Source organism: Rhizobium sp. BK602, from assembly GCF_014195095.1.
In the GTDB taxonomy this organism is placed as follows: domain Bacteria; phylum Pseudomonadota; class Alphaproteobacteria; order Rhizobiales; family Rhizobiaceae; genus Rhizobium.
The window spans coordinates 430,751-454,262 of the sequence record NZ_JACIBC010000001.1; the positions used below are offsets into that span (position 1 = coordinate 430,751).

Below are 23,512 nucleotides of genomic sequence, written 5' to 3' on the forward strand. Positions count from 1 at the left end.
GCGTCGTTAAAGCATTTCCAGCGACTTCTTTCGCGACGGTGGTGGGAAGGCGGTGTCGAGGGTGGCCCAGTCTTCGTCGCTGATATCGAGCGAGACGGCATCGCGGTTTTCGGCGATGCGCTGCGGATTGGAGGTCTTGGGAATAGCGATGACACCATCGCGTTCCAGCAGAAAGGCGAGCGCGACCTGGGCCGGCGTCGCCTGATAGGTCTTGGCGATATGGATCAGGTCGGGATGATGCAAGAGCCGGCCCTGCTCGATCGGCGAATAGGCCATGATCGGAATGTTGCGCGCCTGGCACCAGGGCAGCAGATCATATTCGATGCCGCGCCGCGCGAGGTTATAGAGCACCTGGTTGACGGCGACGTTGCCGCCGTCGGGAACGGCCAGCAATTCCCCCATATCGTCGACATCGAAATTCGAGACGCCCCAGGCGCCGATCTTTCCGGCAGCCTTCAGGCTTTCGAAAGCCGCGACCGTTTCGGCCAGCGGATGTCCGCCGCGCCAATGCAGCAGATAAAGGTCGATGCGATCGGTCTGCATCCGTTTCAGGCTGCGCTCGCAAGCCTCGATCGTGCCCCTGCGGCTGGCGTTATGCGGATAGACCTTGCTGACCAGAAATACCTCGTCGCGCCGCCCCTCGACGGCCTTGCCGACGATTTGCTCCGAGCCGCCATCGGCGTACATCTCGGCGGTGTCAAGCAGCGTCATGCCCAGGTCGATGCCGGCCTTCAGGCTGGCGATCTCGTCCTTGGCGCGGGCGGCATTTTCTCCCATATTCCACGTGCCTTGGCCGAGCACCGGCACGGTGACGCCGGAGGGGAGGGTGACGGCGGGAATGGGGTCGTGCATGGCCTGTCCTCATTGTGAACAAGGGCAAGGATAAGGCCGTTCATCCGGATTTCAATCAAGACATTCATGTCACTGTGACAATCGTCCCATGGCGTTCGAATCCAAGGCGAATTAGGGATGTGCCAGACATGCGCCTCGATACCCGGCGCATCATACTGAATGAATGGCGCCGCCGATCGGAACGGCGTCCAAGGAGGCTTTATGGCGCTGGATACGTTTCTGGCTCTTCTTCTGTTTGCGTTCACGACCTCGATCACACCGGGGCCGAACAACATGATGCTGTTCGCATCGGGTGTGAATTTCGGCTTCCGCCGCACGATCCCGCATATGCTGGGCATCGGTGTCGGCTTCTTGTCGCTGCTGCTCGGTGTCGGGCTGGGGCTTGGCGCGCTGCTGCACACCGTGCCGCTGCTTTACACGGTCCTGAAATTTGCCGGTGGAGCCTATCTCGTCTGGATCGCCTGGAAGATCGCCACCTCGCGCAGCATCAGCGAGAGGGAGAGCGGCGCGCAGCCGATGAGCTTCATGAGTGCCGCCGTCTTTCAGTGGGTCAATCCCAAGGCGTGGGTGATGGCGGTTACCGCGATGGCGACCTACACCAATCCGCAGCTCTACCTGATCAGCGTCCTGCTCGTCGGCTTCGCTTTCGCGGCAGTCAACGTTCCCAGCGTCTCCACCTGGGCCGGCTTCGGCTCGGCCTTGCGCGACTGGCTTTCCGATCCGGTTCGTCTCAAATGGTTCAACATCACCATGGCGGTTCTTCTGGTTCTCAGCCTCTGGCCGATGCTAAAATAACGTTATGTTCGGCTTGTTGAGCATGAGCCAGATGATGCCGATGACAGCGAAAAAGGCGGGAAAGCCGCAGGCAAACCAGATGCGGTAAAGCCGGTGATAGGCTGGAGGCAGCGGCAATCCCGCGGCCGACGCCGCTCGCGCGAGATTGCGCAGCCGGATTTGTATCCAGACCACCGGCAGCCAGAAAATGCCTGTCAGGACGTAGAGCAAGAGGGAAACGGCGATCCATCCCTCGTGAAGCGACCAGCCGATCGACTGTGCCAGATAATAACCGGTTATTGGCTGGAAAATCACGGCAGTCGCGGTGAACACCGTGTCGGCGATGACGACTGTGCCTGCGACATGCGCGATCAGCTTGGGATCGCCGGTGCGGTGCGCCATGACCATGAAGAAGGCGATGCCCGCGCCAGTGCCGAACAACACGGTGGCGCCGATGACGTGGGCGAGGCGAAGAAGCTCCTCCAACAGCATCAGCGTTCCTCCAATATCGCAAGCGTGACGGCCGTCAGCAGGATCGATGGCAGGACCTTGACGAGCGGTCCGAGCGGATCGAGCCAGAGGGATGGTTCCAATATCGTTCCGCCAGCGAGATAGGCGAGGGTGACCAGCAGCATTCCGTAGAGTGCGGCGCGCGCCGAGGGCCGCAGGAGAACGAGCGCGCCAAGGGCGATGTCGAGAAGGCTTGTGGCGATCGTCAAGGCGTTTGCCAGACCCTGCGACATGAAGGGCAGAAAATGCCGGCTCGCGGCAAGCGGACTCAGCATCGGGATGATGCCGGACATGATCCAGAACAATGCAAGACTGAGGATCATCAATGGCTTCAGGAGATAGAGACGGGCAAACCATACGTCCTGAATGCCGGCGGGGTTGGCGTCGAATATCTCGGCCGCCGTTGCCAGACGCCAGTCGGGGCGGTGTTGCTTATCCTGACGGCTAAGAACGCCTTCCGGCATCACGGCCATCGCGGTCGAGCGAAGCGGCGAGCGCCAGCCGAGCTTGCCGGCGATATCCGCCGCCCAGGTGATTGGTCGTGCCAGACCGGCCGGCATCGTCACCATCCGTGCCGGCGGCAGGCCGAGCCAGCTTCGATGAAGGGCCACAAGGTCGCGAAGCGTCCAGACGTCATTGCCGGCAAGATCGATGTCGGCACCGTGCGGGAGCTGGCCGGCGACCGCTTTCGAAACGGCCATCGCGACATCGCCGACGGAGACGATCTCGATCGGGCTGCGTGCATGGATCAGCGGCAGGATGCAGGGCATGGCGGCAAGGGCGCGCAGCAGCGCCGTACCGCCATGGGCGTTGCGGCCGATAACGAGCGCCGGCCTCAGGATCACATAATGGAGTCCGCTTGCCGCCAGAGCCTCGTCCGCGTGGCGTTTCGTCGCCAGGAACGGGCGTTTCTTGGCTCCGCCGTCCGTGCGCGCGGAAATCTGGACGATAAGCTCGGTTCCCGATGTTTCCGCTGCGGCATAGAGGGCGAGCATCGCCTTTTCCTGCGTGGCGGCGAGATTGTCCGAAAGCCCGTCCTGAAGCGCGCCGGCACAGTTGACGACGGCTTGCTGGCCGATCAGCAGCGCCTGCCAGTCGGCTGGGTCGGTCAGTGTTGCCAGGTCGGCTTTGATCCAGTTGATCGACGGATATTTGATGCGTGCCCGGTCCGGGTTGCGGGCAAGGCCGGTGACACTATGCCCGTCCGCGGGCAACCGTGCCGCGACCACGGAGCCGATAAAACCAGTTGCGCCGAGAATCAGAATGTTCATGGCCGGTAGACTAGCCAAAAGCGCCAGCAAAGGCAGTGGGTTGCTTCATCCGAGCGTGGTCGAAACACTGAAGAAGGTGCTTGGCGATGCCATGGCCAAGGCTTAGACTTGAGTCTCATTCGACAGGGAGAACCATGATGCACGATCATGACGACCACCATCACCATGATCACGACAAGCATTATTCCGACATGCAGGCTCGGGTGAGGGCGCTGGAGACGCTGCTGACGGAAAAGGGGTTGATCGATCCCTCGGCGATCGATGCCATCGTGGAGACTTATGAGACGAAGGTCGGGCCGCGCAATGGGGCACAGGTGGTGGCCAAGGCCTGGAGCGATCCGGCGTTTGCCGACTGGTTGCGGCGCGATGCGACGGCGGCGATCGCCAGCCTCGGTTTCACCGGCCGGCAGGGCGAGCATATGCGTGCGGTCTTCAATACGCCGGAGACGCATAATCTCGTCGTCTGCACCCTTTGCTCCTGCTATCCCTGGGCGGTGCTCGGCTTGCCGCCGGTCTGGTACAAGGCGCCGGCCTATCGGTCCCGCGCCGTCATCGATCCGCGCGGCGTGCTGGCGGAATTCGGCCTGACTTTACCGGAGGGGCAGAAAATTCGCGTGTGGGACTCGACGGCCGAGCTGCGTTATCTCGTCATTCCCGAGCGTCCCGCCGGCACGGATAGCTTCAGCGAGGCGGCGCTGGCCGATCTCGTCAGCCGCGACGCGATGATCGGCACGGCGATCGCCAGGGCACCGGAGGCGGCACAATGAACGGCCCCCACGATCTCGGCGGCCAGATGGGCTTCGGTCCGGTCGCGCCTGAACCGAATGAACCCTATTTCCATGCCGAATGGGAGAAACGGGCGCTCGGCATCACACTGTCCTGCGGCGCGTTCGGCGCTTGGACGATCGATGAAAGCCGGCATGCGCGGGAAAGCATTCCGCCCGCAAAATACCTCACCGCCAGCTACTACGAGATCTGGACGCGCGGTATCGAGATGCTGTTGGAACGGCATGGTTTCGCGACGCGCGAGGAATTGCGGGCCGGCCATTCGTCCCGGCAAGGCACGGTGCCGAAGCGTGTGCTGAAGGCGGACATGGTCGCCGGCGTTCTCGCCAAGGGCGGGCCTTGCGACCGGCCGGTCGAGACCGCGGCGCTTTTTGCGGTCGGCGATCGCGTGCGCACGAAGAATTTCAATCCGACGGGCCATACGCGCCTGCCGCGCTATGCCCGCGCCAAGACCGGCGTCGTGGAAGCCGTGCAGGGCTCCTTCGTCTTCCCCGACGACAATGCCCATGGCAAGGGCGAGAACCCGCAATGGGTCTATACGGTCGTCTTCGACGCGCCGGAGATCTGGGGCGAGGGCGCCGATCCCTCGCTGACTGTTTCCATCGATGCCTGGGAGAGCTATCTTGAGCGCGTGTGAGACGAGCTCGCCCCTGGCGCAATCGCCACAACTGCCGACATCCGCCGATGGCGAGCCGGTTTTTCCCGAGCCCTGGGCGGCGGAGGCCTTCGCCATGACCGTGCATCTACACGAGAAGGGGCTGTTCAGCTGGAGCGAGTGGGCCGAGGTGCTTTCGGCCGAGCTGCACAAGCCGGGCCGGGCCGAAGACGGCAGCGATTATTTCGATTGCTGGGTGGCGGCGTTGTCCGGACTGCTGGTCAGCCGGGGTATTGCCGATGCCAACCTCATCCTCGACCTGCAGAGGAGCTGGCAGCGTGCGGCGGAAGCAACGCCGCATGGCAAGCCGATCCTGCTGCAAAACGATCCGCAGCGTTGAGCGGTTTTACCGCTTGCGTCCGTCCGCCGAATCCTGCCAAGTCGCTGCATGCAATTTGCGCCACAACAAGATGAAGCGCTGAAGGCCGTTGCCAAATGGCTGAAGGAGGGGCGCTCACCGCTGTTCCGTCTGTTCGGCTATGCCGGCACGGGCAAGACGACGCTTGCGCGGCATTTCGCCGAGCATGTCGATGGCGATGTGCTGTTTGCGGCTTTCACCGGCAAGGCGGCGCAGGTGTTGCGTTCGCGCGGCGCCAGCAATGCCAAGACCATCCATTCGCTGATCTATCGCCCGCGCGGCGAGGAGGCCGTCGAGGACGAGGAAACCGGCAAGACCTCGATCGCGCCGATGTTCACCATCAACCGCCAGAGCCCGGTCGCCAAGGCGGCGCTGATCATCGTCGACGAATGTTCGATGGTGGACGAAGCACTCGGCCGGGACCTGATGAGCTTCGGCACGCCGATCCTGGTGCTCGGCGATCCCGGCCAGTTGCCGCCGGTCTCGGGCGGCGGCTTCTTCACCAATGAGGAGCCGGACTATCTGCTGACCGATATTCACCGTCAGGCTCGCGACAATCCGATCATCCAGCTCGCCATGCATGTGCGCGAGGGCAAGGAGATCATGCATGGCGACTACGGTACGGCGCAGGTGATTTCGAAAAACGAAGTGACGCAGCCGCTGGTGATGGAGGCGGATCAGGTGCTGGTCGGCACCAATCGCACCCGCCGGCGCTACAATCAGCGCCTGCGCGAGCTCAAGGGCTTCACGACGGAATATCCGCAGTCTGGCGACAAGCTCGTCTGCCTGCGCAACGATCCCGCCAAGGGTTTGCTCAACGGCTCGCTCTGGCAGGTGATGACCTCCTCCAAGGAAACGACGAAGCCCGGCATCAATCTGCTGGTGCGGCCGGAAGACGACGACATGGATCGGGGCGCGGCGAAGATCAAGCTCTTGAAGCAGGCCTTCGAGGAGGTCGAGGGTGAAATCCCCTGGTCGACGCGCAAGCGCTATGACGAGTTCGATTACGGCTATGCGCTGACGGTGCACAAGGCGCAGGGTTCGCAATGGAACAATGTCGTGCTGTTCGACGAGAGCTGGGCCTTCCGCGACACGCGCGAGCGCTGGCTCTATACGGCGATTACGCGTGCCGCCGAGACGCTGACGATCGTTCGCTGAGGCCGCAGGTTAAGTAGCGTTGCGTCTAGCGAAAGATCATCAATCTTTTGCATGGATCGATGTTCGAATCTCGTTGGTCTTGCGGCCCGCAATGGCATAAAAGGGCGCCAATATCCTCTATAATCATGGATTTCGATCATGCCCGCCAAGCTCTCCGTGAATCTCAACGCCATCGCAATGCTGCGCAACCGGCGCGATCTGCCCTGGCCGAGCGTGACCGGTCTCGGACGCATCGCACTGGCGGCGGGCGCGAGCGGCCTGACCGTGCATCCCAGGCCTGATCAGCGGCACATCCGCTTCTCCGACCTGCCGGACATTCGCGCGCTGATCGACGATGAGTTTCCGCAAGCCGAGTTCAACATCGAGGGCTATCCGAGCCAGGAATTCTTCGATCTCTGCGCCTCCGTCGAGCCCGAGCAGGTGACGCTGGTGCCCGACGATCCCGCGCAGGCGACCTCGGATCATGGCTGGGATTTCGCCAAGAACCGTGATCTGCTGGCAGATGTCGTGGCCCAGTACAAGACGATCGGCTGCCGCGTCTCGCTGTTTGCAGATGGCGACGGCGATGCGGAAGCCGTCAAGATCGCGAGGGAAGTCGGCGCCGACCGCATCGAGCTTTATACCGGCCCTTACGGCGGCTGCTACGACGCGCCGGAACGGGCCGCGGTCATTCTCGAAGCGCTGGGCAAGACGGCCGATGCGGCATTTGCGCAGGGCCTTGCCGTCAATGCCGGTCACGATTTGACGGTCGCGAATTTGCCGGCGCTGCTGAAACGCATTCCGGCACTTGCCGAAGCGTCGATCGGTCACGGGCTGACGGCGGATGCGCTGGAATATGGCATGGCGGAAACGGTTCGGCGGTTCTGCCGGGCTTGTGGTCAGGTGGTTTGATAAGCGGGATTTGCTGCTGGACAGGCATATTTCGCTTTGCCGCGCTTTCCTGCCTGGCCCCTCATCCTAGCCTTCTCCCCGCATTGCGGGGAGAAGGGACGACAGAGCGAGATTGGGAGCCCGCACAGTTCGATCAGGGCTTGCGCACGCGGCAGCTAACCCCCTCTCGCCGCAATGCGGGGAGAAGGTCGGGGTGAGGGGTCAGGCACAAAGGTGCGGCAGTCGCGGACCTGCCTGACCATCCAAAAACTCAACCCAGCAACGCCGCCTTGTGTGCTTCGAAGAAGGCGCGCACCGTTTGCGGTTCCTTGCCGGTCAGCTTGTTGAAATCATTCGTGAGGATGTCGAATTTGCCGGCGCGGGTGTTGTCGTCGGCGGAGACGAGCATGTCGGCCACGAATTTCGGCATGCCGGCGGCGATGATCCCGGCGGCAAGCTGTTCGTCGCTGACCTGCACGACTTCCAGCGGTCGGCCGGTAACGGCCGTGACGACGGTCGCCACGTCCTGGGTGGTGAGGGCGGTCGAGCCGGTCAGCGTGTAGGTTGCGCTTTCGGCTGTGTCGGAGGCAAGCGCTGCGGCGATGGCCAGTGCGCAATCGTCGCGGCTGATGTTGCTGACGCGGCCGTTGCCGGTCGCGGTGTACCATTTGCCGGTTTCGAGATTGTGCGGCAGGGCCCAGAGGAAATTGTCGAAATACCAGGCGTCGCGCAGGATCGTGTAGCCGATGCCGCTCGCCTTGATGGCGTTTTCGGTGCCGAGATGATCGGGCGCGAAGCTGACGAGGGAATTCTCCGGCGCCGGCATCGAGGTATAGAGGAGATGCTTGACGCCGGCCTTCTTTGCCGCCTCGACGGCAGCCGTGTGCTGCTTCAGGCGCTGGCCGGGAACGGCGAGCGCGTCCGTGCTGATGATCAGCAGGCGATCGACGCCGGCAAAGGCCGCGGGCAGGGTGGAGGCATCGTCGAAATCGGCCTTGCGGGTAACGACGCCCTTGGCGGCGAGATCGGCGAGCTTCTCGGGGTTGCGGGTGGCGGCGATGATGCGGCCGGGCGCGACCTTGTAGGTCTCCAGCAGGTGATGAATGACGCGCTGGCCGAGCTGGCCGGCGGCGCCGGTAACGAGAAGGGTGCTGCTCATGTTCTTATCCTTTTTTGACCGCCGCGAACTCGCAGGGGCTGGTTGCTCTCAAAAAGAGACCAGCACTAGATTGGGGTTTGACTTCGACCTGTAAAGGAGGCAGTTTTTCAGCCCTACGTTACCAAAAAGGAACCGCCTTGAGTACCAGCGCCGTCGTCAATCTGCGCAGCACGCAAGCACCGTTGCGCGCCGTCGATATCAGCAAGGTCACGTTTACCGATTGTCCGGTGCGGGACTTGGTGTCACAGATCGGCGGCAAGTGGTCGGTGCTGCTCTTGGAGGCGCTGGCGCAGCGGCCCTATCGTTTTGGCGAGCTGCGCCGCATGGTGCCCGATATTTCGCAGCGCATGCTCACACAGACCCTGCGCGAGCTGCAGCGCGACGGCTATGTCGGCCGCGAGGTTTTCCCGACCAAGCCGCCGAGCGTCGAATACCGCATGACCGATCTCGGCTATTCGCTCTATGAGCCGCTGGCACATCTTTTGAACTGGGCCGAGGCCAATCAAGAGGCCGTGCGCGCCGCGCGCGCTCGTTTCGATCAATCCCCGGACTGAGCGCCACGCCGTGAAATCCCTGAAAATTGCCATAGTTGGCGCCGGACCTGCCGGGCTTGCCGCCGCCCTGTTTCTCGCGCGCGCGGGCCATGCGACCGAGATCATCGAACGTTTCGACAATCCGGCGCCGGTCGGGTCTGCCTTGATGCTGCAGCCGACCGGCCTCACTGTTCTGGAATCTCTGGGGCTCGGCCCCGCCATCCACACGGCTGGCAATCGCATCGACAGGCTGTACGGCACGGAGACCAGGCATGGCCGTATCGTGCTCGATGTGCGCTATGACGCACTGGCCGGCGGCCGCTATGGGCTTGCGGTTCATCGTGCCGCCTTGTTCGATACGCTATATGACGAAGTCTCCGCACGGAGACACTTCGTATTCACCGGGCGGCGAGTGGTTTCCACGCTGGAAGAGGATGGCCAGACCTATCTGGTGATCGAGGGCGGCGAGCGGCTGGGGCCTTATGATCTCGTTGTCGACGCCAGCGGCGCGCGGTCGGAACTGGTCGCTGCTTCGCCCGTCGCGCCGCCCACGCGCAATCTCACCTATGGTGCCTTCTGGGCGACGCTGGATTGTCCGGACGGATTGGTGGACGAGAGGGCGCTGACGCAGCGTTACGATCAGGCGAAGGTGATGATCGGCGTACTGCCGATCGGACGGCGCAGACCGGATCTGCCAAAGCAGGCGGCCTTGTTCTGGAGCCTGAAGGTTGCGGATGCCGATGAGGTGCGCCGGCAGGGGCTCGATCGCTGGAAGGCGGCGGTTCGTGGCTATTGGCCGGAATGCCAGCCCTTGCTCGACCAGATCCGCGATTGGGATCAGCTGACGCTGGCGCGCTATGCGCATCGGACGGTCGCCACTTCCTATAGTGGCCGCACCGTCTTTGTCGGCGACGCCGCCCATTCCACCAGCCCGCAGCTCGGGCAGGGCGCCAATATGGCGCTGCTGGACGTCGCCTCCCTTGCGCATGCGCTGGCCGGCAGCGGCGATATCGAGACGGCGCTCGCAGCCTATGCAAAAGCACGACGGCTGCATATGCGGCTGTTCCAATTGCTGTCGCTGGCCTTCACGCCGTTCTACCAGTCGGATTCGGCAGCACTTGCCTGGATCCGCGACCGGCTGGTCGCCGTCATCGCCAAGATACCGCCGGGGCCGCAAATATTGGCGTCGATCGTCTCCGGCACCCTGGTCGATCCTTTTGCTGCGGCTGGCCTCAGTGAATGCAACTGGCTGCAGAACACTGTTCCGCAGCCGTCCTGATCATTTTCCACGTTCGGTCAGGAAGATAAGCAACGCCACGACCGGGAAAGCGACGCCGATCCACGAGGCAAGGTTCCAGCCGCCAGTGGCATAGGCCCAGCCGCCGAGCGCCGAACCGATCGCACCGCCGGCGAAGAATGTCGCCATGTAGAGACCATTCAGGCGGCTGCGGTGTTCGGCGCTGAGCGCGAAGATGGCGCGCTGACCGAGCACGAGATTTGTCTGAACGCCGAAGTCGAGCAGGATGCCGGCGAGCGTCAGGGTGAGGAGCGCCAGCAGGGAACCGCCGCCGGAAAAATGACCGATCAGGAAGGCGACGATCGCAATCACCAGGGCGAAGGCGGTGGCAAGCTTCGTCCAGCCGCGATCAGCGACACGTCCAGCAATTGGCGAGGCGATGGCACCTGCCGCACCGGCCAGCGCGAAGAGGGCGATGCCGTTTTGCGTCAGGCCGAAAGCGGGGCTTGCCAGCAGCAGCGGCGTCGTCGTCCAGAACAGGCTGAAGGCGCCGAACATGCAGGCCTGATAAAGCGCGCGGCGCTGCAGTACCGGCGTATGCAAAGCGAGATGTCCCATGGAGGACAGCAGCTGCCCGTAATGCAGCTTCGTGTGTGGCACACGGGTCGGCAGAACGAGGCGCAGGATGACGATCAATCCGATCATGAGGCCGGCCGAGATGAGGTAGACCGCATGCCAGGACAGGAGCTCGGACAGAAAGCTTGCGGCAGGGCGGGCCAGCATGATGCCGACGAGCAGGCCGCTCATGACATTGCCGACGACCGCGCCGCGGCTGGCATCGGGTGCCATATGGGCTGCGAAAGGCACCAGAACCTGCACCGCGACCGACGCAAGGCCGATACAGAGCGAGGCGAGCAGGAAGAGCGACGGCGACCAAGCGAAGGCAGCGCCGACCAGGGCCACGGCTGCGAGCGCAACGAGCGTCAGCACCAGACGGCGGTTTTCCAGGAGATCGCCGAGCGGCACGATCAGCAGCAGGCCGAGGCCATAACCGATCTGCGTCAGGGTCACGATCAGGCCGGTTGCCGCCGGTGTGAAGCCGAGCGCCTGGCTGATCGGGCCGGCCAGCGGCTGGCCGTAATAGAGATTGGCGGCGACCAGTCCGCAGGCGGCGGCGAACATGAAGGTCATCAATGGCGAAATGGTCTTTTGGGAGAGCGGCGTGCTCTCCCGCGTGGCAGCGGCTGTCGCGGGCATGTCTTGATCCTTGATGCGGGCAAGGGGAGCGTGCTCCCCGAAATTTCGATGAAAATCAGTCCAGTAATTTCATGGTGGCTTCGGCGACGGCGAGCATCTGCTCGTATCCCCGGCCGGTTTTTCCGATCACGCGCATGCCTTTGGTGAGACAGAGCAGCGTGCAGGCGATGCTTTCGGCATCGATATGCTTGGGTACAGAGCTATCGGCCTGTCCGAGGCGGATCAGATCCAGGATGCGGCGCTCGTCGAAATCGAAAGCCACGCCGACGCGGCCGGCGACTTCCTCGTCGAAAAGCGCGAGTTCCGTCGCGCTGCCGACGACGAGGCAACCCCTTCGGCCGACCTCGCCACAGGATGCCTCGGCAAAAAACCTCACCAATGCGTGCAGCTTGTTGCGGCCGCTGGAAGCGCGGTCGAGACACTCGTCGATCAATTGCTGCCGTACATGGCGATAACGGCCGAAGGCGGCGAGGAATATGCCGCGCTTGTCGCCGAACGCCTTGTAGACGCTGCCGGCCGTCAGCCCCATGGCTTCAGTCAATTCGCTGATCGAAGCGGCATAGTAGCCGCGCTCGGAAAAGACCCGCAGCGCCTCGTCAAGGGCGGCGTCCATGTCGAATTCCCGCGGGCGGCCGCGATGTCTGGGCGAAATGTCGAGCGTATCGGTTGTCATGCCCGCAATTTAGGAAATGATCGTTTCCAAATCAAGCGGAATTTTGCGCCGCAATAAAATAGGGATGCTGGATGAAGATTTCCGAGGCCGCCCTCGTGGTTCGAGGCCTTGTCGCCGGCGCTGACGCTTCGGCAACAGGGCACCTCACAATGAGGGCGGGTCTAGCGCCGGCTTGTAACTTGCTCTGCGCTCACAGCGAAGCGCGCAATCCGTACCTCGCTCCATCCTCATGGTGAGGCACGCAGCCCGGAGGGCGGAGCTTCGAACCAGGAGGATGGCCCGGAGGCCGGCGATCACAAATCCAGCACCCAGGTCTGACCGTTCAGTTCCGGGCCGAACATGCGGTGCTTCTCCTCCGAGACCAGGCGGAAACCCGCCTTGATATAGATGGCGCGCGCGGCATCGAGGATGTCGTTGGTCCAGAGGGAGAGCTGCCGGTAGCCGGCGTCGCGAGAAAAGCGGATGCATTCGTCGACCAGCCGTTTGCCGAGGCCCAGGCCGCGCGCCGTCTTGTCGACATAAAGCAGCCGGAGCTTGGCAATACCGTCGCCGCCGTCGGCGACCATGATGGAGCCGATATTCAGGCCGCCGCGTTCGGCGATCCAGCAGCGCTCCTTCGCGGGGTCGAAATTGGAAAGGAACTTGCCCGCGACTTCGGCGACCAGGCCCTCGAAACGCTGATCCCAGCCATATTCCTCCGTATAGGCGCGGGCTTGGCTCTGGACGATCCAGCCGATATCGCCCGGCCTAGGGGAACGGATAACCACCGGCGGCTTGATTGCCGGCTCGCTTTCGAGTGTCGTCTGGATCGCCTGCATGGCCCCGACGATACGCTCGGGGCCGCCGATGGCCAGCCTGTCGAAATGCGCGGCGATCTCGGCGCGCGAACGGCGGACGAATTCGAGGACCTGCTCCCGTCCCTTGTCGGTGACTGTGATGGTCTGGCTGCGCAGGTCATTCGGATCGGGCTTGCTCTCGATCAAGCCATCCTCGCGATAACGTTTCAGGATCCGGCTGAGATAGGCGGGGTCGAGATGGAGATCGCGCGTAAGCGTCGCGGCGGCGATGCCGCCATGCGATCCGATTTCGAACAGCACGCGGACTTCGGTCAGCGTGTAGGGGCTGCCGAGATAGGCCCTGTTCAGCAGGCCGAGGAAATTGGTGTAGAAGCGGTTGAAATGGCGGACCGCGTCGATGGCCGCGAATTCTGTTGTGATAGAGTCAGGCATGGATATCGCCTCCCTGGGATATGGGAGACGATGTCCGTTATTTGTTTGACTGAGTCAAGTAGTTGATGGCCTCGCTATGCAGCCCGTCTGCCTGCGGCCTTCTCCGCGCCGAGGGCGAAATCAACAGCACTACCGGCATGGATGGTCGTGGTGTCGAAGCCCGGCAGGGTCAATGCATTGGGGTCGAGGATCAGGCAGATCTCGGTGCAGCCGAGGATGACGCTGTCGGCGCCGTCGGCCTTGGCGCGCTCGATGATGCCGGTCAGCTTCCGGCGGGAAACGTCGCTTACGATGCCGGCACAGAGTTCGTTGAAGATGATGTCGTGGACGGTGGTGCGGTCGTCGGCGTCGGGAACCATGATGGAAACGCCGTTGCTGGCCATGCGGTCGGCATAGAAACCGTGTTCCATCGTGTAGCGCGTTGCCAGAAGCAGCGGCTTGACGCGGCCGGCAGCCTTCAGCGCGGCGGCCGTCTCATCGATGATGTGGATCAGCGGGACGGATATGCGCGCGGCCACTTGCGGCGCGATCAGGTGCATGGTGTTGGTGCAGATCAGCACGCATTCGGCACCGGCTTCCTGCAGGCGGTGCGCGGCATTGCCGAGACGGGCGGCGGCTTCGTCCCAGCGTCCGGCCTTCTGGAGCGCGACGATTTCTTCGAAATTGACGGAATACATCAGCAGTTCGGCGGAGGCGAGGCCGCCCAGGCGGTCGCGAACCATTTCGTTGATCAGGCGATAATAGACTGCCGAACTCTCGAAACTCATGCCGCCGATCAGGCCGATGATACGCATTGTGCTGTTCTCCGTTGTTCTTTCTGAGTGACGCAATAGTGCGTCATATCGGCCGCCGGATGTTTGCAACTTTTGTCTTATTTGGTCTGTTTTTTGCGGATATTTGCGCAAATGTGATATAATGCGCAAAAATACAGCGTCACTATGGAGATTGCCGCGCATGCTAGACGAACGCGACCGAAAGATTCTCGATCTCCTTCAGGCCGATGCCGGCATCTCGGTGACCGATCTTGCCGACCGCGTGGCGCTGTCGGTTTCCGCCTGCTCGCGGCGTATCCAGAAGCTGGAGGAAAGCGGCCATATCGCCCGGCGCATCGTCGTGCTCGATCGTGAGAAAATGGGCGTGCCGACCACGGTCTATGCCCTGATCAAAACAGCACATCACGCCGATGAGTGGATCGAAAGGTTTCGCAAGGCGATCGGCGATATTCCCGAGATCGTTGAGGCGCATCGGCTGACAGGCAATCACGATTACATCCTGAAGATCGTGCTGCCGCGTGTGGAACAGTACGACGTCATCTACAAGAAGATCGTGCGCAAGGTGGAGCTGTTCGATGTGTCCGCCTCGATCTCCATGGAGGAGCTGAAAAGCGGCGCCTCCATTCCCGTCGGCTATGCGCAATAGGTCCATAGAGTCGCAGGCGGAGTTTGCATATTATCCCGGCTCGTCGTCTCCGCTAAGATGCTTTCGAGCGCGTGCTTTGGAGGCAGTTTGTCATGAGTGATGCCGACATTCAAAATTACGCTCTAGCCGGCGAAAAACTATTGTGGCAGGGCAGGCCGAAACAGGGCCTTATGTTTAGCAGGAAGGATCTGTTTCTGGTGCCGTTTTCTCTGATGTGGGGCGGCTTCGCGATCTTCTGGGAAAGTATGGCCGTACGCCAGGCCAATGCACCGTTGTTTTTCAGGCTATGGGGACTGCCCTTCATCCTGATCGGCCTGTATCTCGTCGTCGGCCGTTTCGCGCTGGATGCGTTCATTCGTGCCAGAACCCAGTATGCCGTCAGCGATCAGCGTATCATCGTCTTGCGCGAAGGCTGGTTTTCCAAGCTCATGGCCATACCGCTGGAGCGGTTGCAGACCCTGGATCTGGATCAGAGTGGCAATGGAACGGGGACGATCAGCTTCGGAAACGATATCCAGACCGGCTATGGCCGCCGTGGCGGTATCGGTCTTTGGACACCCGCGCTTTCGAATATTCCCCAATTTCTCGGCATAGCCGATGCGCGCGAGACATTCGATCTGATCCAGCGCGCCAGAAATCGATGACGGTATTCAAGGTTTCCCCGCATGAATCATGGCCGCACGGGTGCCATGCATAAAAGGCGGTTGCTGACCGCCGCCCTCAACTCTACGTTTGCTGGGATGTGGTAGATGCGGGGTGTCGTCATGCAGGATCATCATATCGTCGTCGTCGGGGGCGGTTTCGGCGGATTGCAGCTCGCCAACGATCTGAAGGGGGCGCCGGTTCGCATCACGCTGATCGACCGGCGCAACCATCATCTGTTCCAGCCGCTGCTTTATCAGGTCGCGACCACCTTGCTCGCCACGTCCGAGATTGCCTGGCCGATCCGCAACTTTTTCCGGGACCGGCCGGAGGTGACGACCCTCCTGGCGGAAGTCGTCGGTGTCGACACCCAGGCGCATACGGTGAAATTGAAGAATGGCGAGACGATCGGCTACGATACGCTGGTGTTGGCGACAGGTGCGACGCATGCCTATTTCGGTCGTGACGAATGGGAGCCGGTGGCGCCGGGGCTGAAGACGCTGGAGGATGCGACGACGATCCGCCGCCGCGTGCTTCTGGCTTTCGAACAGGCTGAGATGGAGAAAGATCCAGCCGTTCGCGAGGCGCTGCTGACCTTCGTCATCGTTGGCGCCGGGCCGACCGGCGTCGAGCTTGCCGGCATCATTGCCGAGCTCGCCCGCAAGACGCTGCCGAAGGAGTTCCGCAACATCGATACCACCAAGGCGAGGATCATTCTCGTGGAGGCGGGCCCGCGCGTCCTCACGAGCTTCGTCGAGGAGTTGTCGGACTATGCTCAAAAGGCATTGGAGAAGCTCGGCGTCGAACTCCGTTTCGGCAAGCCGGTCACGTCCTGCACCGCCGAGGGCGTCACCATCGGCGATGCTTTCGTACCCTGCCGCACCATCGTCTGGGCCGCGGGCGTTCAAGCCTCGCCGGCGGCGAAGTGGCTCGATATTCCGGCTGATCGAGCTGGGCGCGCCATTGTCGACAAGGATTTGCGGGCGCCGGGCCTGCCGGACGTTTTCGTCATCGGGGATACGGCGGCGGTGACGCGGGACGATGGTAGCCCCGTGCCGGGCATCGCGCCGGCCGCCAAGCAGCAGGGCGCCTATGTCGCCAAGGTGATCAGGGCGAAACTATCAGGTCAACCGGCACCGGGGCCGTTTCACTATCGTCATCAGGGCAGTCTCGCCACCATCGGCAAGAGCGCCGCGATCATCGATTTCGGCTGGCTCAAGCTCAAGGGCTGGCTCGCCTGGTGGGTCTGGGGCCTCGCCCATATCTACTTCCTGATCGGCACCCGCTGGCGCATCGCCGTCGCCTGGAGCTGGCTGTGGATCTATATCAGCCGCCAGCACAGCGCCCGGCTGATCACGCAGCGGGAAACCATGCGCGAGGAATGAAAAAAGGGCAGCCAGGCGGCTGCCCTTTTCCTGTCGGTCTTCACATGCTGACGTTTAGGCCAGCGAGGCGATGTCGATGACGAAGCGGTAGCGGACGTCGCTCTTCAGAACGCGCTCGTAGGCTTCGTTGATGTCCTGGATGTTGATCTTCTCGATCTCGGCCACGATGTTGTGCGCGCCGCAGAAGTCGAGCATTTCCTGGGTTTCCTTGATCGAGCCGATCATGGAGCCGGAAAGGCTGCGGCGGCCGGGGATCAGCGAGAAGGCATGGACGGGAACCGCATGTTCGGGAACGCCGACCAGCACCATGCTGCCGTCATACTTCAACAGGTTCAGATAGGCATTCCAATCGATGGCGGTGCCGACCGTGTTGATGATCAGGTCGAAACTGCCGGCGAGCTTGGTGAAGGTTTCGGCGTCGCTGGTGGCGTAGTAGTGATCGGCACCCAGCTTGAAACCATCTTCCTTCTTCGAAAGCGTCTGGCTGAGAACCGTTACTTCGGCGCCCATGGCATGCGCCAGCTTGACGCCCATATGGCCGAGGCCGCCCATGCCGACGATGGCAACCTTTTTGCCGGGGCCGGCCTTCCAATGGCGCAGCGGCGAGTAGAGGGTGATGCCGGCGCAAAGCAGCGGCGCCCCCGAATCCAGCGGGATATTGTCGGGGAAGGAGAGGACGTAGCCTTCCTTGACGACGATCGAGTCGGAATAGCCGCCATAGGTCGGCGTCTTGCCGTCTGCTTCGACGTCGTTGTAGGTCTGGACGAGGCCGGGCAGGAAGTGCTCGTAGTCCAGATCGCGCGTGGCGCAGGTGGTGCAGGAATCGACGAAGCAGCCGACGCCGACGCGGTCGCCGACCTTGAACTTGCTGACCTTCGAGCCGACGGCGGTGACGATGCCGGCGACTTCATGGCCCGGAACCATCGGATATTTCGAGCCGCCCCATTCGTTGCGGGCCTGGTGGATGTCGGAATGGCAGACGCCGCAATATTGGACGGAGATGACGACATCATCGTCGTTCGGCTCGCGGCGCTCGAAGGTGAAGGGAGTGAGCGGCTTGGACGCGTCGGTGGCGGCGTAGCCCTTTGCAATAGCCATGGGATATTCCTCTTGTGTCGGATTGGCTTTGGGTGAGGGGGAAATCGGAATGGCCGACTATGCATCGGAAGCGGGCTGCAGCGTTAGAGCGATCCTGCAAGCTTTATGTACGATTCTCCAAATCTGGAGGGTGGCTGCTCTTTCGAAATGCCAGCCGCAGACCTAGATAGGTCTCTATAAATTCTCGAGAACATTTGGCCGCGCATGACCCTGCCTTTCAATCCCAACCAGGAACTCGCTTCCATCATCGACCGCTTTACCCCCGCGGACGGGGAGTATCGCACGCCGATCGACGGCCTCAATCTTTACCGGCAGGCGGCTGCGACCGTCTGGCAGCATGGGGCCTATCGACCGTGCTATGCCGTCGTGGTGCAGGGACGCAAGACCCTGACCGTCGGTGCCGATACCTATCATTACGGCGCCGGCGAATATATTTTGACCGCTCTCGATCTTCCGGTCTCGACGCAGGTCACCAATGCCGGCAGCGACACGCCCTATCTCTGCTTCGGCATGGCGCTCGACAGCGAACGGCTCAACGAGCTGCTGGCGCGCGTCGATATCCCGCGCCAGGCGGTGACGGCGGAACCGATGCGCGGGCTGGCCGTCAATGCGGCATCGCCGGAACTGCTGGACGCCTCGCTGCGGCTGCTCCGGCTGCTCGACCGGCCGGAGGATATTCCCGCCATGGCGCCGCTGATCGAGCAGGAAATCCTCTATCGCCTGCTGACCGGCCCAAATGGCCCCCGATTGCTGCAGGTCGCCATGGCGGAGAGCCAGAGCAACAGGGTGGCTCGCGCCGTCGCCTGGATTCGCGGCAATTTCGTCCAGCCGCTGCGCATCGAGGAGCTGGCCGAGCGCGTGGGCATGAGCGTTTCCTCGCTGCATCATCATTTCAAGGCCGTTACGGCCCTAACGCCGATCCAGTACCAGAAGCAACTGCGCCTGCATGAGGCGCGGCGGCTGATGATCGTGGAGCAGCTCGACGTCGGCTCCGCCGGCCATCGCGTCGGCTATCAGAGTCCGTCGCAGTTCAGCCGCGAATATAGCCGCCTTTACGGCTTGTCGCCGCTCAGGGATATCGAGGGCAAGCGCGGTCCGGTCGCGGCGGAATAGTTTCGCGTGCTTTATTGATGCGGTGCAGCGACGATTTTCGCTTGACGCTTGCCTGGCTCTACGCCATAACGCGCCACGAACCGTACCGTACGGTACTCATGTGGGAGTAGCCATCGTGCTCAGCGAAGCAGGACAGTCGAGCGAGTTTTCGCCGCGCCAGAACGCCGTTCTGGAGCAGGCGTTGCGTTTGCTCGTCGATGGCGGCGAAAAGGCGCTGACGACCTCGGGCGTCGCGCGTGCCGCCAATTGCTCCAAGGAAAGTCTCTATAAGTGGTTCGGCGATCGCGACGGCCTGCTGTCGGCAATGATCACCTATCAGGCCAGCAAGGTGCGCACTTTCGAACGCAACGGCGAGCGGCTGACGGCGGTGAGCCTGCACGATCACCTCGTGGTCTTCGCGCGCGATCTGCTGGAGGTTCTGGCGGGCGACGTGTCGCTGGCCCTGAACCGCCTGGCGATCGGCCAGTCGAACCGCGACGGCTCGAAGCTCGGCAAGCTGCTGCTCGAGCGCGGCCGCCGTCAGATCGATCGCCGCGCCAGCGGGCTCATCGATGCCGGAAAGCGGGCAGGGCTGCTGCGCTTCATGGATGCCGATGAGGCTTATCATACGCTTTACGGGCTCGTCGTTTCCGATCTGCATGTCCGCATGCTGCTCGGCGAGCCCGGTTTGAAGGATACGAGCCGTCAGGCGGAGAGGGCGGTCACCGCTTTTCTCAAGCTTTACGGCACGGAAAAGGTTTTGGCGGAAGCAGCAGCAACCGTCTGAGAAGTTTCGATTTACGCCTTACACCAGACAAGCAAAGGGAAGGAAAAACAATGCGCGTCTATTACGATCGTGATGCCGATCTCAATCTCATCAAGTCGAAGAAGGTTGCCATCATCGGCTATGGCTCGCAGGGTCGCGCTCACGCGCTGAACCTGAAGGACAGCGGCGCACAGAACGTCGTGATCGCACTCAAGGCCGGTTCGCCGACGGTCAAGAAGGCCGAAGCCGATGGCTTCAAGGTTATGACGGTTGCCGAAGCTGCCGGCTGGGCCGACCTGATGATGATGGCCACCCCGGACGAACTCCAGGCCGACATCTACAAGGCCGACATCGCTCCGAACATCCGCGACGGCGCCGCGATCGCTTTCGCACACGGCCTCAACGTTCACTTCGGCCTCATCGAGCCGAAGGCTTCGGTCGATGTCGTCATGATCGCGCCGAAGGGCCCGGGCCACACGGTTCGCGGCGAATACCAGAAGGGCGGCGGCGTTCCCTGCCTCGTTGCCGTTCACCAGAACGCTTCCGGCAATGCGCTTGAACTCGCTCTCTCCTACGCCTGCGGCGTCGGCGGCGGCCGTTCGGGCATCATCGAAACCAACTTCCGCGAAGAGTGCGAAACCGACCTCTTCGGCGAACAGGTCGTTCTCTGCGGCGGTCTCGTCGAGCTGATCCGCGCCGGTTTCGAAACGCTGGTCGAAGCCGGCTACGCACCGGAAATGGCCTATTTCGAGTGCCTGCACGAAGTGAAGCTGATCGTCGACCTGATTTATGAAGGCGGCATCGCCAACATGAACTACTCGATCTCCAACACCGCCGAGTGGGGCGAATACGTCACCGGCCCGCGTATCATCACCGACGAAACCAAGGCCGAGATGAAGCGCGTCCTGAAGGACATCCAGACCGGCAAGTTCACCTCGGAATGGATGCAGGAATACCGCTCGGGCGCTGCCCGCTTCAAGGGTATCCGCCGCAACAACGACAGCCACCAGATCGAAGAAGTCGGCGCCAAGCTGCGCGGCATGATGCCCTGGATCGGCAAGAACAAGCTGGTCGACAAGAGCGTCAACTAAGCTTTTCGGCTACTGCTGGAATGGGAAGGGCCGGGGCGAAAGCTCCGGCCCTCCTATTTCCGCGTTTTGATTTGCAGGTATTTCGTGGGCTTGCCGTCGAAACCGCCGCCGTCGGCTTCTGTCATCGCCATATCTCTCCAGCCGTTTTCGCCGAGCAGAGCCGTCAGCCATGTGGCTGAGGGGTAGTTATAATAACGGCCGAACATGTCATGTCCTTCCGCATCGCCGGCCTTGAAGGTGGCGTGGAAGATGCCGCCATCCTTCAATGCGCGGTGGACGCGACCGAGAACATCCGCGAGGGCGGCGCGGGGTACATGCAGCAGGCTGGCTTCCGCCCACACGCCGTCGAACATCGCCTCGGCATCGAGCGCTTCGAACCTCATGATCTGAACGGCTCTGCCGATCAGGGCTTCCGCCTGTTTGGCAAGTTCGGTCGAACCATCGGTCGGCGTCACGTCGAAGCCGCGTGAGATCATATAGGCCGCATCCTGGCCGCCACCGCAGCCAAGTTCGAGGATGGATGCGCCGGCGGGCAGGGCCGCGAGAAAGGCATCGAGCCGGCGTTGCGGCAGGTTGCGCTTGCGGCCGGCATAGAGGGCGGCGTTGTCGTCGTAGAAGGAGGAGGTCGGATCGTTTGTCATGTCAATCGGCTGCCTTCGGTAGAAGGATCACATTCTCCAACCCCTTGAAATGAGCATCGCAGGTCAGAACATCGGCGTCATGCTGAAGGGCAGTTGCATAGATGATCGCATCGGCGGTAGCGAGCTTATGTTGCATGCAGATTTCCGCGGCACGGCGAGCGATTGCCGTGTCCAGTGGTACGATCTTGCACAGCATCGTATAGGCAATGAAATTGTTCAGGGCGTCTTCATCTTGTTCGCGAAGAAGCCATTTGGAAAGTTCAAGCTGGACGATCGTCGGGACGATGCTGTCGCCAGGAGCTGGAATTTGGTCGGATAGCTGGCGTCCGGTCGGGCTATCCAGAATCCATTCGATCCAGGCGGAACTATCGATGACGCGCATCAGAAGCGGTCGTCCCGATCCCGATACCGATCCGGATTTGCGCCGCGCGCCATACCCTTGAGATCTTCCAAAGTCGGGACAGGCATAAGGAGCACGCCTTTGCCTTTTGGAATGAACACGAACTCCTGGCCCGCGCTCCAATGCTGCTCGTCGCGCACTTCCTTCGGGATCGATATCTGAAATTTCGACGAGAGGGTCGCGGTCGCCATTCTTACATTTTTCCTATCGATTGGGTTAGCGTAAGAATATCACTTGGAGAGAGGAATGTGTAGGTCCTTTGGGAAGCACGAAATGGGCGTGCCGAGTTGGCAGAAAGACCTCACTACACCGATCAACTCCGATTCCTTGTCACCCTGACAAACAAAATAGGTCAGTATTGTTGACTTATCTTTTATTGCGTGATTTTGTGGTGCAAAGACCAAAAATTACGAGGAAGCCCCATGTTGAATTGGGAAAATATCTTTGCGACGCGTTCCAGCCGTATGCGCGCCTCTGAAATCCGCGAATTGCTGAAGCTCCTGGAGCGGCCAGACATCATCTCTTTTGCCGGCGGCATTCCCGATCCAGCGCTATTTCCGGACGAGGAATTCAAGCAGGCCTATGCGGACATTTTTTCCGGTCCGGCGGTCAACGCGGCGCTGCAATATTCGGTCAGCGAAGGCTATGGGCCGCTGCGCGAGTGGCTTGTGGGGCAGATGGCGGCGCTCGGTATTCCCTGCGAGCTTGACAATGTCTTCATCGTCTCCGGTTCGCAGCAGGGATTGGACTATCTCGGCAAGCTCTTCCTGTCGCCCAAGGATACCGCGCTGGTCACCGCGCCGACCTATCTCGGTGCCTTGCAGGCTTTCAATGCCTATGAGCCGACCTATGATCAGCTGACCCCCGGTGGCAATCGCACGCCGGATTCCTATCGTGCCGCGGCCGCGCAGGCGGGTGGACGGGTCAAGTTCGCCTATCTTTCCGTCGATTTCGCCAATCCGACCGGCGAGACCGTCGATCTCGCCGCCCGTGAAAAGCTGATCGATCTCGGCGACGAGCTGGATATCGCCATCATCGAAGACGCCGCCTATCAATCGCTGCGTTACGATGGCGAGCCGATCCCGCCGATCCTGGCATTGGAAATCGCCCGCAAGGGCAATATCAACGATACGCGCACGATCTATTGCGGCAGCTTTTCCAAGACTTTGGCGCCGGGTCTTCGCGTCGGCTTCGTCGTCGCGAATGCGCCCGTTATCCGCAAGCTGGTGCTGATGAAGCAGGCGGCCGATCTGCATTCCTCGACCATTAACCAGATCGCCATCCATCAGGTTGCCGAGCGCGGTTTCGATGCGCAGGTCGCCAAGATCCGTAAGACCTACAGCCACCGCCGCGACTGCATGCTGGCGGTACTTGCCAAATACATGCCTGAAGGTACGAGCTGGACCAAGCCGGAAGGCGGCATGTTCATCTGGGTCACACTACCGAAGGGCATGGACGGCGCCAAGCTGCTGGCGAAGTCGCTGGAGACCGCCAAGGTGGCATTCGTCCCCGGTCAGGCCTTCTTCGCCGATGGCTCTGGCGCGAATACGTTCCGCATCAGCTTCTCCCGTGCGGATGAGGCCATGATCGAGGAGGGGATTTCCCGGCTCGGGACATTGATTGCGAGTGAGATCGGGGCGATGGCGGCGTAAGCCG

Annotated in this window: 27 protein-coding genes; 15 read left to right on the forward strand and 12 right to left on the reverse strand. The window is 61.9% G+C overall.

Features of this window, described 5'->3' with window-relative positions; all coding sequences use genetic code 11:
* Positions 1-6: 6 nt before the first annotated feature.
* A complete protein-coding gene (locus FHX11_RS02085) occupies positions 7-852 on the reverse strand; it encodes an aldo/keto reductase (RefSeq protein ID WP_184354566.1) in 846 nt (281 codons plus the stop codon).
* Between the two features lie 201 nt (positions 853-1,053).
* Here FHX11_RS02085 and FHX11_RS02090 point away from each other — a divergent pair, with 201 nt between their 5' ends.
* On the forward strand, positions 1,054-1,647 hold the full coding sequence (locus tag FHX11_RS02090; RefSeq protein WP_184354568.1) for a LysE family translocator: 594 nt from the start codon (positions 1,054-1,056) through the stop codon (positions 1,645-1,647).
* On the opposite strand, the gene FHX11_RS02095 is transcribed toward FHX11_RS02090, so the two are convergent.
* Both FHX11_RS02095 and FHX11_RS02100 read right to left on the reverse strand, forming a co-directional pair.
* Positions 1,639-2,115 (reverse strand): DUF2269 domain-containing protein, encoded by a 477-nt coding sequence (locus tag FHX11_RS02095; protein ID WP_184355768.1) that lies wholly within the window; start codon positions 2,113-2,115, stop codon positions 1,639-1,641. The two genes, FHX11_RS02090 and FHX11_RS02095, sit on opposite strands and share 9 nt — an antisense overlap.
* Positions 2,116-2,117: 2 nt before the next feature.
* Positions 2,118-3,407: an SDR family oxidoreductase gene (locus FHX11_RS02100; protein WP_184354570.1), complete on the reverse strand. Its 1,290-nt coding sequence runs from the start codon at positions 3,405-3,407 to the stop codon at positions 2,118-2,120.
* A gap of 137 nt (positions 3,408-3,544) precedes the next feature.
* On the opposite strand from FHX11_RS02100, the gene nthA reads away from it, so the two are divergent.
* The 5 genes from nthA to FHX11_RS02125 all read left to right on the forward strand — a co-directional run bounded on the left by nthA (position 3,545) and on the right by FHX11_RS02125 (position 7,255).
* Positions 3,545-4,174 (forward strand): nitrile hydratase subunit alpha, encoded by a 630-nt coding sequence (gene nthA, locus FHX11_RS02105; protein ID WP_184355770.1) that lies wholly within the window; start codon positions 3,545-3,547, stop codon positions 4,172-4,174.
* The gene (gene nthB, locus FHX11_RS02110) at positions 4,171-4,830 is read left to right on the forward strand and encodes a nitrile hydratase subunit beta (protein WP_184354572.1); all 660 of its coding nucleotides are present in this window, start codon (positions 4,171-4,173) and stop codon (positions 4,828-4,830) included. Before nthA ends, nthB begins: the two co-directional genes overlap by 4 nt.
* Entirely contained in the window at positions 4,817-5,188 is a 372-nt protein-coding gene (locus FHX11_RS02115) for a nitrile hydratase accessory protein (RefSeq protein WP_184354574.1), read from the forward strand. The genes nthB and FHX11_RS02115 overlap by 14 nt, the downstream gene beginning before the upstream one ends.
* A 48-nt stretch (positions 5,189-5,236) precedes the next feature.
* Positions 5,237-6,364: an ATP-dependent RecD-like DNA helicase gene (locus FHX11_RS02120; protein WP_184354575.1), complete on the forward strand. Its 1,128-nt coding sequence runs from the start codon at positions 5,237-5,239 to the stop codon at positions 6,362-6,364.
* Between the two features lie 138 nt (positions 6,365-6,502).
* Positions 6,503-7,255, forward strand: a complete 753-nt coding sequence (locus FHX11_RS02125) for a pyridoxine 5'-phosphate synthase (RefSeq protein ID WP_184354576.1) — start codon at positions 6,503-6,505, stop codon at positions 7,253-7,255.
* 250 nt (positions 7,256-7,505) lie between these two features.
* Here the strand turns inward: FHX11_RS02125 and FHX11_RS02130 are convergent, their stop codons facing one another.
* On the reverse strand, positions 7,506-8,393 hold the full coding sequence (locus FHX11_RS02130; RefSeq protein WP_184354578.1) for an SDR family oxidoreductase: 888 nt from the start codon (positions 8,391-8,393) through the stop codon (positions 7,506-7,508).
* Positions 8,394-8,530: 137 nt separating this feature from the next.
* Here FHX11_RS02130 and FHX11_RS02135 point away from each other — a divergent pair, with 137 nt between their 5' ends.
* Together FHX11_RS02135 and FHX11_RS02140 are read left to right on the forward strand one after the other, a co-directional pair.
* Entirely contained in the window at positions 8,531-8,947 is a 417-nt protein-coding gene (locus FHX11_RS02135; protein ID WP_184354579.1) for a helix-turn-helix domain-containing protein, read from the forward strand.
* A 10-nt stretch (positions 8,948-8,957) separates the two neighbouring features.
* Positions 8,958-10,205 (forward strand): NAD(P)/FAD-dependent oxidoreductase, encoded by a 1,248-nt coding sequence (locus FHX11_RS02140; RefSeq protein WP_184354581.1) that lies wholly within the window; start codon positions 8,958-8,960, stop codon positions 10,203-10,205.
* On the opposite strand, the gene FHX11_RS02145 is transcribed toward FHX11_RS02140, so the two are convergent.
* From FHX11_RS02145 to FHX11_RS02160, 4 genes are all read right to left on the reverse strand, one after another.
* Complete coding sequence (locus FHX11_RS02145; protein ID WP_184354583.1) at positions 10,206-11,420, reverse strand: MFS transporter; 1,215 nt, start codon at positions 11,418-11,420, stop codon at positions 10,206-10,208.
* A 55-nt stretch (positions 11,421-11,475) separates the two neighbouring features.
* On the reverse strand, positions 11,476-12,093 hold the full coding sequence (locus FHX11_RS02150) for a TetR/AcrR family transcriptional regulator (protein WP_184354585.1): 618 nt from the start codon (positions 12,091-12,093) through the stop codon (positions 11,476-11,478).
* A 293-nt stretch (positions 12,094-12,386) separates the two neighbouring features.
* Positions 12,387-13,322 (reverse strand): bifunctional helix-turn-helix transcriptional regulator/GNAT family N-acetyltransferase, encoded by a 936-nt coding sequence (locus FHX11_RS02155; RefSeq protein WP_184354587.1) that lies wholly within the window; start codon positions 13,320-13,322, stop codon positions 12,387-12,389.
* A gap of 74 nt (positions 13,323-13,396) precedes the next feature.
* Positions 13,397-14,116 carry an aspartate/glutamate racemase family protein gene (locus FHX11_RS02160; RefSeq protein WP_184354589.1) on the reverse strand — a complete coding sequence of 240 codons (720 nt, stop codon included), beginning with the start codon at positions 14,114-14,116 and terminating at the stop codon, positions 13,397-13,399.
* Positions 14,117-14,276: 160 nt separating this feature from the next.
* On the opposite strand from FHX11_RS02160, the gene FHX11_RS02165 reads away from it, so the two are divergent.
* From FHX11_RS02165 to FHX11_RS02175, 3 genes are all read left to right on the forward strand, one after another.
* Positions 14,277-14,741: an Lrp/AsnC family transcriptional regulator gene (locus FHX11_RS02165; RefSeq protein WP_184354591.1), complete on the forward strand. Its 465-nt coding sequence runs from the start codon at positions 14,277-14,279 to the stop codon at positions 14,739-14,741.
* 92 nt (positions 14,742-14,833) lie between these two features.
* Positions 14,834-15,385 (forward strand): PH domain-containing protein, encoded by a 552-nt coding sequence (locus tag FHX11_RS02170; protein WP_184354593.1) that lies wholly within the window; start codon positions 14,834-14,836, stop codon positions 15,383-15,385.
* 120 nt (positions 15,386-15,505) lie between these two features.
* Positions 15,506-16,768: an NAD(P)/FAD-dependent oxidoreductase gene (locus FHX11_RS02175; protein WP_184355772.1), complete on the forward strand. Its 1,263-nt coding sequence runs from the start codon at positions 15,506-15,508 to the stop codon at positions 16,766-16,768.
* A gap of 54 nt (positions 16,769-16,822) precedes the next feature.
* On the opposite strand, the gene FHX11_RS02180 is transcribed toward FHX11_RS02175, so the two are convergent.
* Positions 16,823-17,866: an NAD(P)-dependent alcohol dehydrogenase gene (locus FHX11_RS02180; protein ID WP_184354595.1), complete on the reverse strand. Its 1,044-nt coding sequence runs from the start codon at positions 17,864-17,866 to the stop codon at positions 16,823-16,825.
* A gap of 204 nt (positions 17,867-18,070) precedes the next feature.
* On the opposite strand from FHX11_RS02180, the gene FHX11_RS02185 reads away from it, so the two are divergent.
* The 3 genes from FHX11_RS02185 to ilvC all read left to right on the forward strand — a co-directional run bounded on the left by FHX11_RS02185 (position 18,071) and on the right by ilvC (position 20,815).
* Complete coding sequence (locus tag FHX11_RS02185; protein ID WP_184354597.1) at positions 18,071-18,979, forward strand: AraC family transcriptional regulator; 909 nt, start codon at positions 18,071-18,073, stop codon at positions 18,977-18,979.
* A gap of 115 nt (positions 18,980-19,094) precedes the next feature.
* Positions 19,095-19,745 carry a TetR/AcrR family transcriptional regulator C-terminal domain-containing protein gene (locus FHX11_RS02190; protein WP_184354599.1) on the forward strand — a complete coding sequence of 217 codons (651 nt, stop codon included), beginning with the start codon at positions 19,095-19,097 and terminating at the stop codon, positions 19,743-19,745.
* 50 nt (positions 19,746-19,795) lie between these two features.
* Positions 19,796-20,815 carry a ketol-acid reductoisomerase gene (gene ilvC / locus FHX11_RS02195; RefSeq protein WP_184354601.1) on the forward strand — a complete coding sequence of 340 codons (1,020 nt, stop codon included), beginning with the start codon at positions 19,796-19,798 and terminating at the stop codon, positions 20,813-20,815.
* Positions 20,816-20,868: 53 nt separating this feature from the next.
* Here the strand turns inward: ilvC and FHX11_RS02200 are convergent, their stop codons facing one another.
* From FHX11_RS02200 to FHX11_RS02210, 3 genes are read right to left on the reverse strand one after another with little or no spacing between them, the layout of a single operon-like run.
* The gene (locus FHX11_RS02200) at positions 20,869-21,456 is read right to left on the reverse strand and encodes a class I SAM-dependent methyltransferase (RefSeq protein ID WP_184354603.1); all 588 of its coding nucleotides are present in this window, start codon (positions 21,454-21,456) and stop codon (positions 20,869-20,871) included.
* Between the two features lies 1 nt (position 21,457).
* A complete protein-coding gene (locus FHX11_RS02205; RefSeq protein ID WP_184354605.1) occupies positions 21,458-21,838 on the reverse strand; it encodes a type II toxin-antitoxin system VapC family toxin in 381 nt (126 codons plus the stop codon).
* On the reverse strand, positions 21,838-22,047 hold the full coding sequence (locus tag FHX11_RS02210) for an AbrB/MazE/SpoVT family DNA-binding domain-containing protein (protein WP_184354607.1): 210 nt from the start codon (positions 22,045-22,047) through the stop codon (positions 21,838-21,840). The genes FHX11_RS02205 and FHX11_RS02210 overlap by 1 nt, the downstream gene beginning before the upstream one ends.
* A 231-nt stretch (positions 22,048-22,278) precedes the next feature.
* Between FHX11_RS02210 and FHX11_RS02215 the strand changes: the two genes are divergently transcribed.
* Entirely contained in the window at positions 22,279-23,508 is a 1,230-nt protein-coding gene (locus FHX11_RS02215) for a PLP-dependent aminotransferase family protein (protein ID WP_184354609.1), read from the forward strand.
* Positions 23,509-23,512 lie beyond the last annotated feature (4 nt).